Origin of the sequence: Rhizobium sp. CFBP 8752 (assembly GCF_014842035.1) — a bacterium.
Lineage (GTDB): Bacteria > Pseudomonadota > Alphaproteobacteria > Rhizobiales > Rhizobiaceae > Neorhizobium > Neorhizobium soli.
The window spans coordinates 208,636-224,318 of record NZ_JACYUZ010000005.1 but is presented as its reverse complement, the minus strand read 5'-3'; the positions used below and the strand labels follow the sequence as shown (position 1 = coordinate 224,318).

14 protein-coding genes and 2 pseudogenes are annotated in these 15,683 nt (G+C 54.9%); 10 read left to right on the top strand and 6 right to left on the bottom strand.

All coding sequences use genetic code 11. The features are described 5' to 3' along the window. The first annotated feature begins 122 nt into the window (after positions 1–122). Positions 123–1,730, top strand: coding sequence for an alpha/beta hydrolase (locus tag IFT59_RS21490; RefSeq protein ID WP_249407691.1), 1,608 nt, complete (start codon positions 123–125; stop codon positions 1,728–1,730). Positions 1,731–2,800: 1,070 nt separating this feature from the next. On the opposite strand, the gene IFT59_RS21485 is transcribed toward IFT59_RS21490, so the two are convergent. Beyond that, the gene (locus tag IFT59_RS21485) at positions 2,801–3,028 is read right to left on the bottom strand and encodes a hypothetical protein (protein ID WP_113165895.1); all 228 of its coding nucleotides are present in this window, start codon (positions 3,026–3,028) and stop codon (positions 2,801–2,803) included. Positions 3,029–3,294: 266 nt separating this feature from the next. On the opposite strand from IFT59_RS21485, the gene IFT59_RS21480 reads away from it, so the two are divergent. From IFT59_RS21480 to IFT59_RS21470, 3 genes and pseudogenes are all read left to right on the top strand, one after another. Further along, positions 3,295–3,645 carry a hypothetical protein gene (locus IFT59_RS21480; RefSeq protein WP_446737854.1) on the top strand — a complete coding sequence of 117 codons (351 nt, stop codon included), beginning with the start codon at positions 3,295–3,297 and terminating at the stop codon, positions 3,643–3,645. A 54-nt stretch (positions 3,646–3,699) separates the two neighbouring features. Continuing rightward, a pseudogene (locus tag IFT59_RS21475) lies at positions 3,700–4,342 on the top strand (ammonia-dependent NAD(+) synthetase). A gap of 62 nt (positions 4,343–4,404) precedes the next feature. After that, entirely contained in the window at positions 4,405–4,983 is a 579-nt protein-coding gene (locus IFT59_RS21470) for a cysteine hydrolase family protein (RefSeq protein ID WP_113165965.1), read from the top strand. A 182-nt stretch (positions 4,984–5,165) separates the two neighbouring features. Here IFT59_RS21470 and IFT59_RS21465 read toward each other — a convergent pair. Continuing rightward, positions 5,166–5,821 (bottom strand): annotated as a pseudogene (locus IFT59_RS21465) (DUF6766 family protein). Positions 5,822–6,274: 453 nt separating this feature from the next. Here IFT59_RS21465 and IFT59_RS21460 point away from each other — a divergent pair. The 3 genes from IFT59_RS21460 (at position 6,275) to IFT59_RS21450 (ending at position 8,467) form a co-directional block, all read left to right on the top strand. Continuing rightward, positions 6,275–6,439: a hypothetical protein gene (locus IFT59_RS21460; protein WP_162734820.1), complete on the top strand. Its 165-nt coding sequence runs from the start codon at positions 6,275–6,277 to the stop codon at positions 6,437–6,439. Between the two features lie 464 nt (positions 6,440–6,903). After that, positions 6,904–7,275, top strand: coding sequence for an SPW repeat domain-containing protein (locus IFT59_RS21455; protein ID WP_113165896.1), 372 nt, complete (start codon positions 6,904–6,906; stop codon positions 7,273–7,275). 16 nt (positions 7,276–7,291) lie between these two features. Beyond that, positions 7,292–8,467: a zinc-dependent alcohol dehydrogenase gene (locus tag IFT59_RS21450; protein ID WP_192088227.1), complete on the top strand. Its 1,176-nt coding sequence runs from the start codon at positions 7,292–7,294 to the stop codon at positions 8,465–8,467. Positions 8,468–9,009: 542 nt separating this feature from the next. Here IFT59_RS21450 and IFT59_RS21445 read toward each other — a convergent pair. The 3 genes from IFT59_RS21445 to IFT59_RS21435 all read right to left on the bottom strand — a co-directional run bounded on the left by IFT59_RS21445 (position 9,010) and on the right by IFT59_RS21435 (position 11,888). Next, positions 9,010–9,624, bottom strand: a complete 615-nt coding sequence (locus tag IFT59_RS21445) for a flavodoxin family protein (protein WP_113165898.1) — start codon at positions 9,622–9,624, stop codon at positions 9,010–9,012. A gap of 170 nt (positions 9,625–9,794) precedes the next feature. After that, positions 9,795–10,703, bottom strand: a complete 909-nt coding sequence (locus IFT59_RS21440; RefSeq protein WP_192088297.1) for an NAD(P)/FAD-dependent oxidoreductase — start codon at positions 10,701–10,703, stop codon at positions 9,795–9,797. Between the two features lie 321 nt (positions 10,704–11,024). Beyond that, complete coding sequence (locus IFT59_RS21435) at positions 11,025–11,888, bottom strand: manganese catalase family protein (protein ID WP_113165900.1); 864 nt, start codon at positions 11,886–11,888, stop codon at positions 11,025–11,027. Positions 11,889–12,341: 453 nt separating this feature from the next. Between IFT59_RS21435 and IFT59_RS21430 the strand changes: the two genes are divergently transcribed. Continuing rightward, a complete protein-coding gene (locus tag IFT59_RS21430; RefSeq protein WP_113165901.1) occupies positions 12,342–13,064 on the top strand; it encodes a Crp/Fnr family transcriptional regulator in 723 nt (240 codons plus the stop codon). Between the two features lie 113 nt (positions 13,065–13,177). Here IFT59_RS21430 and IFT59_RS21425 read toward each other — a convergent pair whose 3' ends face one another. Further along, positions 13,178–13,429, bottom strand: a complete 252-nt coding sequence (locus IFT59_RS21425) for a DUF6894 family protein (protein ID WP_249407690.1) — start codon at positions 13,427–13,429, stop codon at positions 13,178–13,180. A 404-nt stretch (positions 13,430–13,833) separates the two neighbouring features. On the opposite strand from IFT59_RS21425, the gene IFT59_RS21420 reads away from it, so the two are divergent. Then, a complete protein-coding gene (locus tag IFT59_RS21420) occupies positions 13,834–14,106 on the top strand; it encodes a DUF6894 family protein (protein WP_192088226.1) in 273 nt (90 codons plus the stop codon). A 626-nt stretch (positions 14,107–14,732) separates the two neighbouring features. After that, complete coding sequence (locus IFT59_RS21415; protein WP_113165903.1) at positions 14,733–15,446, top strand: Crp/Fnr family transcriptional regulator; 714 nt, start codon at positions 14,733–14,735, stop codon at positions 15,444–15,446. Positions 15,447–15,683: the final 237 nt, after the last annotated feature.

The following is a 15,683-nucleotide window of genomic DNA, read 5'->3' as shown; positions in this document are numbered from 1 at the left end:
GCTTTTTTGCCAAGCCGCACGGTGGTTCAAATCAATGCCGTTACTGGTCAATTGCTGATTGGCCACTAGATCAGAAGACATAGACGTCATTCGTGCAGGCGTATCTGGCGGGGAGAAAAATCATGCTGCGTTCAAGCCTTTTATCGGCTACATCGATCCTTGTTGCACTAAGCGGCTCATGCGCTATTGCGCAAACTGCCGGCGAGCCGATCGTCAACAGGGATACTCCGACACCCGAATGTAGCGCTCGGGTGAACGTCGACCGCAACGGCGAGCTTCCAGGCTATGTAGCTGACTGGGACGGGAAAAAAGTATGCGTCCCCTTCACGCCCACAAACCAGCTTCTACCGCTCGGCGTCTCGCCTGACGATTTCTATATCAAAGATTTCTCTAACGCTCGCGTTCGCGAAAAGTGGGTAGCCTGCAAAACCGATCCGGCTTGTGCCGAAAAAACGCTTGCCGCAGCGAAAGGTTTTGCCAAGTTCGAGCCACGCGATACGGGAAAGGTCGATAAGAAAGGCGCGATTGACTTCGACGGCATGGTCGATCTTGCGAGTGTTCGTCGACCGTCCTATTTCGGACATGCACCTTACAGCGAAGCCATCGCCCATGCGGACAAGCGAACCAGCATTGTCGAATTCACTGTGCCGCGCGATAGCTATGAACAACGACATCTAAAGTTCACTGGCGACATCAAGCTGCGTGGCTGGTATATTAGGGCTGACGGCGTGACCGCCGATGATGGCCAGAAGATCCGCGGCCTTGTTATCATGAACAATGGCGGCGGCAGCGAATTTACCGCGATCGACAATACGAAGACCGCGCCATTTACCGTCGACGTGACAACCGGAGACTACAGCCCTGCCAAGAGCGACGAGCTAACCGAGGAGCCGGGCATTCGTCATTGGCGCAGCTTTCTATCAGATTTGAACATCGCAGGTTTTGACGTCCTCATCACCGATCGCCGCGGAAACGGGATATCTGGTGGTCGAAACGGTTTCAACAGTGCCGAGCAGGCCAACGACATGTTCCGAGAACTGGAGCAGCTCGAAACCGGCGCTGGTTTGCGGGTGCTTGGGCCAGATGGCAAGCTCTCACAAGGCGGCGAAGCGGCGAAGATTTTGCGTGATGGCGCATCTTTTCGCGAAATACCCGTTGTTGTTGGCGGCTACTCGCGCGGCTCCTACGCCACTCAGTGGTTCATGCACAAGAATTTTGTCGAAAATTGCAACTATGACGTCGCGGAACCCAACTGCGCCAAGCCTGTCGGCCTTTCCAACGTCAAGGGTGCCATTCTCTACGGCCCCAATTCGGCAGGTCTAGGCTTTCGCTTAGCCGGGCATGATGCCGTCGAAGGCGCGCTCCGCGTTGACTTCAACACCACCTACTATGTCGACTCGGTGGTGCCGGCGAACGTGGACAAATGGCCGGGGCTGCAGATTATCAAAGGCACCTGGGACTACGTCGAGGGCTTGGAAGGATCGCTGGACACCTATAAGCGTGCGAAGGGACTGAAAGATATCAGCGTCTTTCTTGGGCCCCATATCCTGCAAACGCAGAATCCGGAAAACATGAAGTTCGCAGGACAAAGGATGGTAGCCTTCGCAACTGCCGCAGTGCTCGGGAAGAAGGAAGTCGAAGGAGCAAAAAACCCGAAGGACCTCAAGGAACTGGTGACCTCTGCCCCCCATGTTTGGGAGCTCTCAACAGCCATCGCTGCGGAGAAGTGAGGAAATCGGAAGGTGGTGACAGCACTCACTAAATGCGGAGTATTCCTCCCTTCTTCGACTCGACTCAGTGCTAAAACCTCTTGGCGCAAGCAGAATTACAGAATGGCGTAATCTGCTGCCTTTCTCCAAAGGCAATGCGGATATGCCTGTGGCCAAAATCCCCGGTAGGAAGATCGACTGACGGAACGATGCAGAAAGCACTTCAATGTTCAGAATTGGGTTAAACCAGTCCCGGCGCTCGAGCGAAAAGTTCTCTGAACCGATGTGGCCCCTATTCTTCGAACTGCATCCCGCCCGTGGCTAATCAGGCCACATCGAGAGGCCTGACACACGACCGATAGAATTCCTCGTTCGCAGACAGCCGTCAAAAATATCTTCTTGCCAAACCGGGGGCATCCACACACGCGCCGCTGCGATCCGTTCCACAGACTTAGAAGCTTCGCTTCGCGAGGTCGATCGCGAGGATATGCACCTGTGTCATCTGCCTTTCCTCCGTGAGCGCCACCATGGCGCTGGGCAGGCATCATACTCCGATGCCGGCCGGAGGGGGATCCACCCCATCAGTTCAGAGCATGTCGGGAGCAGGTACCAATTACTGCCGACATGCTCGCTGAGCTACTGGTATTGCGGCACCAGAGGCAGCACGAATATGAGTGATTCTGATTAAAGAAGCATTGTGGATGGGGAGCCCCCAATTTCGGGGAAGCAGGCGAAGGGCAAGTCAGGATGGCCCTTGACCTGGCCTTCTGCCTATTAGGAAGATCGCAACTTATAGGGAACGAAGCTCAATGCGGTCACGATAGCTATGACAGCGTTTCACATCCGATCAATAACTATTGTCCTAGCAAAAACAGCCAATCACAAGGAGAAACCATCGTAGCCGCCGTCTCCAACGTGATGCTGATGATCATTGACCGAACAAGAAGGCAAAGGATGTGATCTGGTCACCATTCAGCGCAGATCGTAGGTCGAGAAGACGATCACGAGTTCTTGGGTGATCTCAGAACGACAGTGCCACCCTCTCGTAGTTGCTTGGCGACGACTGCAGCGACGTCGTCCGAGACGCTGGCTTAGAGGAGACTTGATTGTTCGGGATTATTTGAAGGATCTGCATCTTCTTCGTAGGCAGTCCGAAACTCAGCAATTAACTCTTCTATAGCGTCCAAGCTCTCAGGCATCTCCCAACCTTGCTGCTGTACTCGCTCGATAAAATCCTGAAGAGCGAGCTTGAGTGCGTCTTTGCAGTCAGCACCTCTGTTTGGATACTGGCCGTCCTGGCGAGGTTGGCTAATCGTCATTGCGCTGCTCCTGTCATGACAATCAAGTAGGCGGGTGACGGTATCGTTCCGCTGAAAACTATATCGTCCTGCCCGTACAGAGAAATACCACTGCTGCCCCCTCGCTTTTCTGAGATTTTTAGCTGTTTACGCTTTCAAATGGGCGAGGCTTGTGGAGCTCCATCGTTTTTCGTCCGACCGTTCCAGGGCGAGCTTGCTGGATTCGATTTCGAACATGTCACCCGGTCGTTGCGAGAAGGATAGAAGCGTGGACGAAAGTTCTTTTCATGACAGATACTCCTGTTGCGGACTGTCGAACAAACCACCGCTCCGCCGGCGAGTTCCGGCGTCGGGAACAATCTCATCTTCCTATGGTTTTCAGCGCATGCAGGGAGAGTGTGATGATAGCCAATGACGTTTTGAACGAGGATGTTTCGGATTTCGCGACCCGGCTTGAAGCTATGACAAGCGACGAGGTTTTTGCCGCTATGAGCTTGCTGGAAAAGCATAGCGAGGACAATGCCAGTGATCGGGAAGAAACCCTCTCCCGAATAACGCTCGTGGAAGAAGAAATCGAACGACGCTTCCCCGGACAAATGCTGACGCCCTACCGTGACTGGAAAAAGACCAGCCTTTGACGTCGTGATCCCCTCGTGCAGGCAACGACAAACGAAACAGCCTACTGATCTCAAATGGACGAAGAGCAGCAATCGATTTTACGGACCCTCGGAGTCGCAAACAATTTTGAGGTGCCGGTTGAGGTTCGGCGTGGCGTCGATTTTCTTCGCGATTACCTATGCCAGGCCTCGTGCAGGAAGTTCGTTCTCGGAATAAGCAGCGGCGTAGACTCGCTCGCCGCCGGTCTTCTTGCGCAAGCCGCAGTTTCGGAACTCTGGGCTGATGGTTACAACACCCAGTTCATTGCGGTGCGATTTCCGTATGGTGAGCAGGCAGACGAAATAGACGCCCAGAAGTCTCTTGGAGTGATTGGCCCTGATCGTGTGGTCACGGTAGAAATCAAGCCTGCAGCTGATACCATGGTCGAAGCTGTGATGGCACAGGGAGAGGATCTAGTAGAGCCTGCTCGCAAGCACTTTCACGTGGGAAACATCAAAGCGCGCCAGCGAATGATCAAGGTACCCACTGCGGATCTTGAAGCGGATGCGCCTCTGCGTCCCGATGAGAAGGTCTATGGTGTCAGCTACGAGGACATCGACAATTTCCCGGAGGGCAAGCCAGTCGCCGAACCCACGGCAGCGTATTCTCAAAACCTTTCGGACGAGCGGACATAAACGCGCCTTGCCGGTGATGCCGACCGACAGGATTGGAGGGTGAGTAGCCTAGTGCTTACAGGGAGGCGCTGTCACTGATGGCGGTTCGTATCCGGAGAGATGATGATGAAAGACAATCGTTGGGTCCACTTATGCATTGATATGCAGCGTATGTTCGCTGCGGATACGCCGTGGCATGTTCCATGGATGCGAGACGTTTCCCCACAGGTCCAGGAAGTTGCGCGCCGCCATCCGCAGCGGACGGTGTTCACGCGCTTCGTGCCGCCTAAGCGGGCACAGGACATGCCCGGGATGTGGCGCAGCTACTACGAGAAATGGGATAACATGACCTTAGATCGCCTGGGCCAGGACATGGTCGATCTCGTTCCGTCATTAAAGGCCTTGGTTCCGCCAGCGCGGATCTTTGACAAAATGACCTATTCCCCATGGACCAGCGGTGAGCTTCACCGCGTCCTTGCTGGGGAGGGTATTGAGACACTCGCAATTTCAGGCGGGGAAACGGACGTTTGTGTCCTCGCTGCGGCCCTTGGAGCAATCGACCTTGGCTATCGCGTCATCCTACTGAAGGATGCCGTCTGCAGTGGCGCGGATGAAACGCATGACGCTTCGCTCGAACTGTTGGGTGATCGCTTCTCGGTACAATTGGAAATTTCGTCAACGGAAGAGTTTCTCAGCCGGGTCTGAACGAATGTCGGCATCTCCAGGACGTCTTCAGGTTTTTCAAAGCCGAAGGAGAATACGCGGATCTCCTTACACTGCCTTTGATCGATTAGGCCCTTTCCTTCTGCGGCCGCATTCGTCGATATGGTTGACTGAAATACCGACAATGGTTTCTGAACTAATATCAGTGATACGCTTCCGAGGCCTCAGCTTCCAGTTTCGGAATGCGGAGAAGCTACGGGCTTCGATTCCGGCGAGCCGGGGAAGCGGAGAAATATGGAGAGCACGACGAGTACGGCCGTCGATAGAAATTCCGACTGCCAGTTCTGAAGGGATTCAAACCAGAACTGTGCACTTGCCAAATGCTGTGTCACGGACTGCGCCGCCTGACCGTGCATCGCCGCTTCTGCGTTTTCAGCCGCTGTACTGTAGCGAAGGTGGAGTAGGAAGCTGGTGACGAACAAAAGAGCGAGGGCGATGCCCAGTGAGTACGAGTACAGCGTCCTGAATAGTCCACCTGCTCGTACTGGCCAAGGAGCGCACGATCGGCGGCCTTCAAGGCAGCGTCCCCGCCCCGGGACGCGGTCTCATCCGGATCTTTCGATTCCGCGGATCCGCGCTGGAACAGGATCGCAGTCAGCGTCACGTAAGCAGACATCTGAAGGAACTCGCTCTCCCAGTTCTCAAATATGGCTGAAAGGAAATGACCGGAGGCGGCGTAGTCCGAAAGCGAAAGCGCCGTACCGCCGAGTTGCACTATCTCTTCGTTGTGAACAGACCATCCCGTGACCATTCCCGCGATCGTGACAATGGTCAGCGCCGACAGGACGATCGTCAGCCCGTTGTCTCTCAATATTTGCATTGCCCAGGCTTCCACTTATCTGAACCTCAATCCTCGAAGACTATACCGAAGCTCGACATTTTGGCACATTCCACAAATGTACGGTTCCGGACGAAACTGTTTGATGAGGAACAATAACGTTTCACGATCCTTGGATTCTGACAGCCGTGTGGTTCTCCGCCCGATGATCGCAGAAGGGCTGTCACCATATGCGACAGCCTTTCGCCTCACCATCGGAACCAGAGGGCTCCGGGAATATCGCTTCATGTATCGAAAGGTGTCGACATGAAACCCGAGAATGAACCCAGTCTGGATAGGCTGAGAGATCCACCGGAAGTACGACGAAGGAAGGGAATGCTGGGCAGAGGCTTTGTCGTTGGCGTAGGTATCTACGTCCTCGGGGCCTTCAGCCTCTACATTGCTATCGTTGCCTATGGATTGCTGAGTTCTTCGTAAATGCCGAAAGGACTAACTATGACAGAGCCGAAAGACGTCACTGAAGAAGCCGACAAGACGCTGATCGAGCATGGCCATCAACGGTTTAAAGAAAGCGTTGACACCTCCCGGACGCCGCAACAAGAGCGCCGCGAAGCCGGAAATCAACATAATAGTCCAGCCGGATACGGGACTACCAAGTAGCGGAACCGGATGTCACAAAGTGGAAATCAAGGTCCCAACTGGTGGTTTGCTTGGGTCGGTCATGAAAACACTAACACTGGCATGGCCCGGTTTCTGGCACTGCCAGTGGCCTACATCATCGTGCTTGGAACCCTGTTCTGGGTCATCTGGCCATCGTAATTACACAGCTATCATGAGCGCGATAGAATTCGGGCGATTTGAGGATCGCTCCGGAAACTTTGCGAAAACTCTCCTCATTTTGTGAGCAAGTAAGCAAACGTAGCGCCTGACAGCAAAATTTCCTTCTGCCAGCCGCCCGGGTGACTAATACAGGCCGATGAAGCTTCCGTGAAACAAGGCCGTCTCCTTGCAGTCAGATGATGTAGCCGTCGGCGGCGTCCGGGAACTGTGCGGTAACGTACCCGACGGAACAAAGCCAAACCTGATAGGTTCACGGATTCCAAGAGCAATATGGAGAAGGGTATATGCGTGTCGTCCCAACACTATTTCATGGAATCGTCGACTACCTTGTCGGCCTCTTGGTGATCGCTCTCCCGTTTGTCCTCGATCTTACAGGTGGTCCCCGTGTGGTGCTTATCATCCTCGGCGCAGCGGTCATCCTCTATAGCTTCCTGACTGACTATGAGCTCAGTGCTGTGCGGTTCCTGCGGATTCGTTTCCACCTCCTGCTCGATGCCGTCTTCGGCATTTCGATGCTGATTTCGCCGTGGCTGTTTGACGTCCCCGCCGCTCGCCGCTGGCCGATCTACTTCATTGGCGCTCTCGCTCTCGTCTTGACGATGATTACGCAGACCCGCGCGGCAGGGACCGCAGCGACAGATAAAACACTCAGCTAAATCAAGGAGAAATTCGATGAAGGCATTATGCTGGCATGGCAAAGGTGACATCCGGTGCGACAGCGTTCCGGATCCGATTATCGAAGATGGGCGTGACGTCATTATCAAGATGACCGCTTGCGCAATCTGCGGCTCGGATTTGCATCTTATGGACGGCTACATTCCTTTCATGGAAAAAGGTGATGTGCTCGGCCACGAGTTCATGGGCGAGGTCGTCGAGGTTGGGCGTGACAACAAGAAACTCAAGGTTGGCGACCGCGTCGTGGTGCCCTTCACCATCTCCTGCGGTGAATGCAAGCAGTGCCTCAAGGGCAACTGGTCGGTCTGCGAGCGCACCAATCGCACTGCCGATAATGCGACCAAGGCGTTCGGTAACCCGACCGCGGGCCTCTTCGGATATTCGCACCTGACCGGTGCCTATGCCGGCGGCCAGGCAGAATATGTACGAGTTCCCTATGCCGACGTCTCGCCGATCATCATCCCCAATGGCATGACCGACGAGCAGGCTCTGTTCCTTGGCGACATTTTCCCGACTGGATGGATGGCAGCAGCCAACTGCGAGATCGAACCGGCAGACATCGTCGCCGTCTGGGGCTGTGGTCCCGTCGGACAGTTCTGTATCAAGAGCGCGCTAATGCAGGGTGCCGCTCGTGTTATTGCTATCGACAACGTTCCCGAGCGTTTGGCATTGGCTCAGGTCGCAGGCGCCGAGGTCATCAACTTCGACGAGGTCGATCACAATATCCTGGACATTCTCAAAGACATGACCGGCGGCCACGGTGCGGACAAGTGCATTGACGCGGTCGGTGCGGAGTCCCACGCAACAGCATCTTTCGATGCGATCGTGGATAAGGTGAAAGCAGCGACACTGCTCGGGACGGACCGGCCCCACGTTCTGCGTACCGCGATCATGGCTTGCCGCCCAGGGGGAATTGTATCCGTCCCTGGTGTCTATGGCGGCTTCCTCGATAAGATCCCCTTTGGTGCTGCGATGAACAAGGGCCTGACGATCCGGACCGGCCAAACCCACGTCAACCGCTATTCGCTTGATCTGCTTCGCCGCATCGAGGAAGGCGAGATCGACCCTAGCTTTATCATAACCCATCGGGCGAAGCTTGAAGATGGTCCTGCGCTCTATGAGACGTTCAGGGACAAGAAGGACAACTGCATTAAAGTCGTGCTGACAGCGTAAGATTGATGGACGCTGATGCCGGAGCCCTCGAGGAAGCGCGTCGCCGCTTCGAAGCACGTATGGCCGCGATTAAGCAAGACCGCCCCGTCGAGCCGGCATCAACATCGAATTGATTGACGATGACAACCGAGATCATAGGCAGAAGTTGTAGTAATCATGGGATCGCCACGGGGGCTCGGGCAAGCTGCCGCTGACGCCTTCGCCCGCGCCGGCGCCGGGATCGGAATTGCCTACTGTAATACGGTCGCACTTCAGGCTTGTCGAAAAGACGTGCCGCGGTTTAGGTGCCGGTGTCCTCGTCGTGCCCACTGATGCTACCAATGCCAACGAGCTAGCGGCTTTGAGCTTGGGTGCAATATACGTCTGTGTCAGCAATGCCGGAGCTTAGCCGTCGGCGATCTACGCCTGTCTAGGTGGTCCTCGCCAATCCCATCGGTCATGTGAACGATGGTTAGCCAACCTGCCGCTTTTCCAAGAGCACCCGCCTGTCTTCGCAAACTCCCTTCGCGTGCCATCGCAGGACAGCGAGCGCGCAGTTTCGGTCACTCGTCACTAGGATACTGGCTGTTTTTCAGGAGCCTCGCGAGATGAGCCGCGTTCTTCACCAGCGTCGAAACCATTGACGTCACCACGTCGGGCGTCTGTTCCAGATCGACGAAATTGGTCGAACCCATAGCCTCGCCAACCCAATAGGCCAGCGCGTTTGCGGGAATGGTGAAGCCGAGATCGTTGAGGGCTTGGTAGATTTGCGAGGAGACGTGATGAGCCCCGTCCTCGTTCCCGACCACGGCAACCCCTGCTACTTTTCCGTAGGACACCATCCTGCCCTCATCGTCCGTCTCTTCAAGAAACGCGTCCATTCGCTCAAGAGCCCGTTTTGCCACGCTTCCCGGCTGCCCCAACCATATCGGCGTCCCGACGATTAGGATGTCGGCGGCGAGGATCTTCGCACGGATGGCCGGCCACTCGTCTCCGTCGCCTTCGTCCGATGAGACCCCGGGCTTGATAACGTGGTCGGCGAGCCAGATCGTTTCGGTGCTAGCGCCCTGTTTCATAAACTCTTCGCTGATCAGATGAAGAAGTCTTCCGGTGGAAGACTGTTCGGACGATGATGACCTTTTGAGGGTCCCGTTCAGGGCTACTACCATGAGTGACATGTCGCCTCCGTACTAAGTGAGTGAACACCTGGAGCCTGCGGCACTCAGGCCTGAGCAGAGAAAAATCGAACCAGAATCTTTTCCTTTTGTTCCGTCGAGATGTGAAACTCCGGCACCCGGCAGCCCGGACCCCTCCAGACAGCGACTGCCATTGTTGCAAGTACCAAAATTCAGCGGACCAATGTCTGGATGCGACCGAGATCATTTCTGATTGTTGTCGCGGCAACTCCGGCCTGTCCCATGGCGTGGCTGATCTGATCCAGACCGACCACAACATCGCCTGCTGCGTACAACCCAGCAATATCTGTGCGCTGATGACTGTCGACGGTGATGCAGCCTTCCGGCGACAGCATGGCCCCCACCCCGGCTGCAAGCTCGGACCGGATTTCGGAGCCGAGCGCCGGATAAATGCTATCGAAGGAATATATGGCGTCAGATGTCGCAATCGATATCGCGTCGACACCGACGTTGTATTCGAGGGGACCAGCGATGACTGTAATGCCCAGTTCATGCATGAGCGTCTGTTCGCTGGCCGACAGCCCATGATCGGCGTCCGGTGACAACAGCGTTATGTCGGCAGTGTAACTTCGAAGGAAAACAGCCTCGTTGCAGGCTTTCGACCCCGTGCCGATAACGGCGACCCGCTTGTCCGTGACCTCGAAACCATCACACACGGGGCAATAGCGTATCAAGCCGCGATTGAGTGCCCCATCATGATCTTCCTTGGACATGTCGGGCTCCCGATTGGTCACCCCTGTCGCAAGCAATATGGTTCGGGCTTCCAGGGTCCCATCAGGCGAGGAGACGACAAAGTCCCCACTTTCTCCGGACAGGGCCGTCACGCGAGTGCTTCGAATATCAGTTCCATATTGGACGGCCTGCCGTCGCATCCGATCAAGCAGGTCGCGTCCATTGGTCCCCCCGGGAAAGCCGGCGTGATTATGAGACACAGGAATGCTCGCTGCTCGACTGGTCCCGTCGTCGAAGACCGCTACGGAGAGATGAAACCGGGCGAGATAGATCGCAGCCGTCAACCCGGCCGGTCCACCACCGATGATGACGCAGTCTCGACGTGGCATGCTCGTCAATTGTAACACCTTGATTGCAGGAAGCCCAAATTCCGTTCAGGTCTCAAGTACTATTGAGAACCTCGGCGCGGCATCGGGTTGCTGCGAGCGAACAATTGCTGCTCGCCTCGGCACTCTGGTCACCGATAGTCGGTGGAGAGGAGACTATGGATCGGAGATCGTCAAACGCTCTTATACGCTGTTAGCGCACCGGCACTCGCCGGTACGCTAATAAGGACTGCGGTCGATCGTGGAGAGAAGCCGCGAACGCGACAATCGCCATCATTATCGGCTAGGACATGGCAGCAAGCTCTGCCATGTCCGCTATCCCGTTTAGGGCTTGCCGATCTGTTCATTCTGCGCACCGCTGTCTGGACGCGCTGGTCCAAGAACGGGCTCTTCGCCCATCGGGACGTTCTGGAAGACGGAGAACTGTCCCTTGCCGTCCATCGACGGACCTTCATTCCAACGTGCCGGTGGAGGAACGGACCCATCCGTCGCGGTCGCGAAGAAATCGTAGTTGTGCGTCTGGTCTTCCTTTTCCTGCGGGAAGCTGTTGGGAATAGGAAGCGCACCTTCGTTGCCACCAAGCTCCTCAATGACTGCGAGCCACTGCTGCTGATGCATCGTGTCGCGTGCAATCATGAAATGCAGCATGTCCTTCATGCCATCGTCATGGGCAGCGTTGTAAAGCCGCGTTGCAAGCACGCGGCCCGTGCTTTCGGCAGCCACGTTGCAATACATGTCGGCCGCGAGGTTTCCGCTCGCGTAGATGTGGGACATGTCGAAAGGAACGCCCTCGGAATTGCCTGGGAAGGCCGCCATGCCTGTCGACAGGATATGGCGATGGAGCATTCCCTCAACCACGTGGCGTGGGTTCTCGCCGCCCATCACGGCACCAACAATACCGTCGGCCGCACCAGCTTCCGCAAGGCTTGCCGGGGCCTTGTCGAGGTTGAGCGCAACGGCTGTCGCAAGCATCTCGATGTGGCCGATTTCTTCGGTTGCCGTATGAAGCAGCATGTCACGGTATTTCGTAGTTGGACCGCGAGCGCCCCAGGCCTGGAAGAAGTATTGCATGCAAACTCGGATTTCGCCTTCGACGCCGCCGATGGCCTGCTGGAGCATGCGGGCAAAGATTGGGTCGGGCGAGTTGACCTTAACTGGATATTGTAGACGCTTGTCAAAGCTGAACATGATTTCTCCTTGAAAGGTTGGGACTGAAATCCGATTGGATAACGGATTGTGAACCACAACTTGGCGGAGATGTTCCTGCACTGGCGGTGCAGTCTTCGGCCTTGTACGGTTTCGGACGAACGACAGACCCTCTTATACGGTGATGCCTAGCGCGCCACTAACTTGCAGCCGCTACAGCGATTTTACCTTGGGCCTCTGTCGTGGTTTGAGCGCTAAACGCAATATACTTCACTTCGCCACTATGGCTTGCTTCGTAACGAGCAATTGTAGCGTTTTATCGACAATAGCACTGATTAAACTGGGCTGCTGATACGGGGTAAGGATCGCTAAGCGCGGGATTCTGTCTGAAAACGTACCAACCAAAACAGCTTCTGGAAATCACGTGAAGCCTGCATCATAAGCCGTTGATGAAGTTTTGGAACAACGAGCCTCGGCTCTTCCTTTGGAGGAGATATGAACCTGCCTTCTCAGGAGAAAATGCGCAATCTTCTACTTCGCGCTGCTAGTCCCGACGCGTTCGCAACGATTGCACCTTATATGCAAGCAATCGAGCTTCCGCTCAGACTGACACTTGTTGAACAGGACGAGCCCAACCAGACGATCTGTTTTCTCGAGCGAGGGCTAGCCTCAGTTGTTGCCATCACGGCAGAGGATGAAATGGTAGAGGTCGGGCATATCGGATTTGAGGGCGCGACTGGATTGCATACTGCTCTTCATGCTACACAATCACCGTCCAAAACCTTTATGCAGGGCGAAGGACTAGGGTATCTTGTTCCCGTTTCAGTCGTCACTTCCGCTCTCGAAAGCATTCCAGAGTTCAGGGCTTTAATTCTGAGATACATTCACTCATGCAATATCCAATTGACTTACACGGCCCTCGCTAACGCCCGGTACAGCATCTACGAGCGATTGGCACGGTGGCTGCTGATGTGCCAGGACCGCCTCGGTGATGACCTCGGTCTAACGCATCAGTTCCTGTCGATCATGCTCGGTGTACGGCGATCCGGCATTACGGATCAGTTACATCTCTTGGAAGGGATTGGAGCGATCAGATCGACGCGGGGAAATATCCGCATCCTCAATCGTAGCAAATTGGAAGACATTGCTGGCGGTTGCTACGGCGTTGCGGAAAGAGAATATGAGCGGCTAATAGGCCAGCGACTGAGTTTTCATTAATTGTTTCGAGCCTCCTCTCCGATCGAACTAACCATGACAGGTAAGCGAGGGAATGAATGGGTTGCGCGCCTCGAGTTAGGAAAACGGCTGTCAGAAACCACGATTGAAGGAGTTTAAGGCCGCTTGGAAAGTGCGTCAGCAAACGGGACGACCGCCAGCAGTTCTCCTGCTTCGTCCCGGATTTCGACACGGCGCCCCGTCACATCATATCCTGCTCTAACTGCGTCGCTCATAATGGCGCGCGCATCTTTCTTCGCCTCCACTCGTGCTTCATCGATAGAAGCGAGCTCAGAGCCTTCAATGTCCGTTACGGTTTGCTGACCAACGAGGTCGAAGAAATAGCGGGGCATCAGCACCTCCAGCATGCCCAATCATCCTGCACCACCAAAGTTCCAGCCCCAATCGTAGCCGCCGTATCCCTTCAACGAGCTCCGGAACGCGCTGCATCTAACCACCTAACTAGCAGGACTCTCTGCGCTACTTCTAGGAGAGTAGGTCCAGCGTTGCACGTGCCAACGCGTCAGGGTTGATGGGTTGCTCGTGTAGCGACTGGCCCGTAGATATTATCTGACTTAAGAGACGCGAATGGCGCATCCGCGCAATAAGCACTTTCCAGCCTTTTTTTGACAACATGTTCACCGCACACCCCGCCGCAGCATCGTCATTAAGACATTATTGTGTACGATAAGGCTTGATCATCTGCCATCTTCCCAGGCGCAGATGGCTGAGAGATCATACTTGCTCTTGCCTGTGTAGGAGCATGAGATCGTTGGCCCGATATTTTTTCAACGTTCACGACGGCATATCAGTCGCCGATACGGTAGGCTCAGAGCATGCCGATATAGAAAGCGCGCGGAGCGAAGCGGTCGAGACTATTGCCGAGCGCTTACAGCGAACCATGCTGAAAAAGACGGATGTCTCCGCATGGCTGATGAACGTTGTTGATGAAAGTGGCTTCACCGTGATCGTTCTTTCGTTCACGGCTGCCGTCAAGATTATCGATCGGTCCGAAACGCCGACAGCAGAGATCGCCGCTTTTTAAAAAAGTGAAGTTTCGCACAGCATCGGAATGCTGATCAATAAAGAGGTTTGGGCGTCACCCTATTCATGCGCGAGTTTTACGCTCGTTAACATGACGCGGCGCTTATTATCGCCACGTTAGATTGTGTCGGCTGTCTAAAACGAGAAACTTTCGGCGCAGCAGCATCTGGAGCAAGAACTTCAACGTGCATCGGCCATTTGATCCGTTAGCCTCTCTTCGGCAACGCTGCAGTATAATGATGCCGCCAATGTCCCATTTCCTCTGGCGACGTAAGCCATCCCGCCTTTGCCGGATCCCGCGCTCATGCCCTCTTCGCTTTCTTGTAATTCCGGCGTGCGACTGCAATAAATTGATGACGTCACAACTCCTCGATACGGATGATCTCAAATTTGTCACGATGTCGAAAACAGTATTGCCATCAACTACCTTAGTGAACAAAGACGTGGAGTGCGTCCGGCGCTGGCACATAAGCTAACGATTTCGCGGGCCGGCTCTTGAGGGCAATTGTCAAAATCGTACAGTTCGTTCATTGCCCTGGAGTAGTTTGCCGATCTGCGCCATAGTCTATGGATATCCTTCTATCCACACGATCCTTGAGTGCGGGCTCCTCCCCGTTGGAGACCGACATGACGATGATAGTAAGAACCGACATTCACAATCGGCTCCTTCAAGCCCTCGATCCGGAAGCATTTGATATGCTCCATTCTGGTATGGAGCGAGTTGAGCTGCCGCTGAGGACCGTTCTCGTAGAAAGTGATCAACCGACCGACCACGTGTTTTTTCTCGAAAGCGGACTTGCGTCCGTCGTCGCTAGAACGGTCGATGACGAAGCTATCGAGGTAGGGCATGTTGGCTGGGAAGGTTTGTGTGGGACGCATCGACTACTGAGGCTTGAGACCACGCCGAACCGTACCTTTATGCAGATCGAGGGACATGCGATCAAAATCCCTGTGCAACTTTTGTACCGTTTGATCGAAGAAGACGCCCGATCCCGGGACTTGTTTCTGCATTATATCCACACTTGTGAGTTACAGCTCGCGCACTCAGCATTGGCTAACGGCAGGTACAATATGGTGGAGCGCTTGTCGCGCTGGCTGTTGATGTGCCATGATCGAATTCGCCACGACGATATGGCGCTCACTCACGAATTTTTGTCACTCATGCTAGGCGTACGGCGATCTGGCGTAACAGATAATCTGCATATTCTCGAAGGGATGCGGGCCATCAAGGCCACTCGAGGGCGTATCCTGATCCGCGACCGGGCCAAGCTTGAGGAGATTGCGGGCGGCTGTTACGGGTCGCCTGAGAAAGAATATGACCGCCTGATCGGAAGCAGATGAAGACCGGATCGAAGCAAATACGCCTCGGACTGCTCGTAAATCACCTGCAAAAAGGGCGTTGGCGCAAACTACCAAGCCACGTAGGACTAAAAACGGCGCTGATCGCTCAGGACCTTGAACTAATCGAGGCGCGAGGCGACGACCTCAGGCAACGTGCTTACCGACTCACCCCGGTCGGTCATGCCTATCTGCGAAAATATAATCCCACCTAACGAGCAACACTGGCATGCTGGCGAT

Excerpts from the sequence above, each read along its gene's own strand:
- IFT59_RS21490 (WP_249407691.1), top strand. The coding sequence starts at position 123 with ATGCTGCGTTCAAGCCTTTTATCGGCTACATCGATCCTTGTTGCACTA.
- IFT59_RS21485 (WP_113165895.1), bottom strand. The coding sequence starts at position 3,028 with ATGACGATTAGCCAACCTCGCCAGGACGGCCAGTATCCAAACAGAGGT.
- IFT59_RS21480 (WP_446737854.1), top strand. The coding sequence starts at position 3,295 with ATGACAGATACTCCTGTTGCGGACTGTCGAACAAACCACCGCTCCGCC.
- IFT59_RS21470 (WP_113165965.1), top strand. The coding sequence starts at position 4,405 with ATGAAAGACAATCGTTGGGTCCACTTATGCATTGATATGCAGCGTATG.
- IFT59_RS21460 (WP_162734820.1), top strand. The coding sequence starts at position 6,275 with ATGACAGAGCCGAAAGACGTCACTGAAGAAGCCGACAAGACGCTGATC.
- IFT59_RS21455 (WP_113165896.1), top strand. The coding sequence starts at position 6,904 with ATGCGTGTCGTCCCAACACTATTTCATGGAATCGTCGACTACCTTGTC.
- IFT59_RS21450 (WP_192088227.1), top strand. The coding sequence starts at position 7,292 with ATGAAGGCATTATGCTGGCATGGCAAAGGTGACATCCGGTGCGACAGC.
- IFT59_RS21445 (WP_113165898.1), bottom strand. The coding sequence starts at position 9,624 with ATGTCACTCATGGTAGTAGCCCTGAACGGGACCCTCAAAAGGTCATCA.
- IFT59_RS21440 (WP_192088297.1), bottom strand. The coding sequence starts at position 10,703 with ATGCCACGTCGAGACTGCGTCATCATCGGTGGTGGACCGGCCGGGTTG.
- IFT59_RS21435 (WP_113165900.1), bottom strand. The coding sequence starts at position 11,888 with ATGTTCAGCTTTGACAAGCGTCTACAATATCCAGTTAAGGTCAACTCG.
- IFT59_RS21430 (WP_113165901.1), top strand. The coding sequence starts at position 12,342 with ATGAACCTGCCTTCTCAGGAGAAAATGCGCAATCTTCTACTTCGCGCT.
- IFT59_RS21425 (WP_249407690.1), bottom strand. The coding sequence starts at position 13,429 with ATGCTGGAGGTGCTGATGCCCCGCTATTTCTTCGACCTCGTTGGTCAG.
- IFT59_RS21415 (WP_113165903.1), top strand. The coding sequence starts at position 14,733 with ATGACGATGATAGTAAGAACCGACATTCACAATCGGCTCCTTCAAGCC.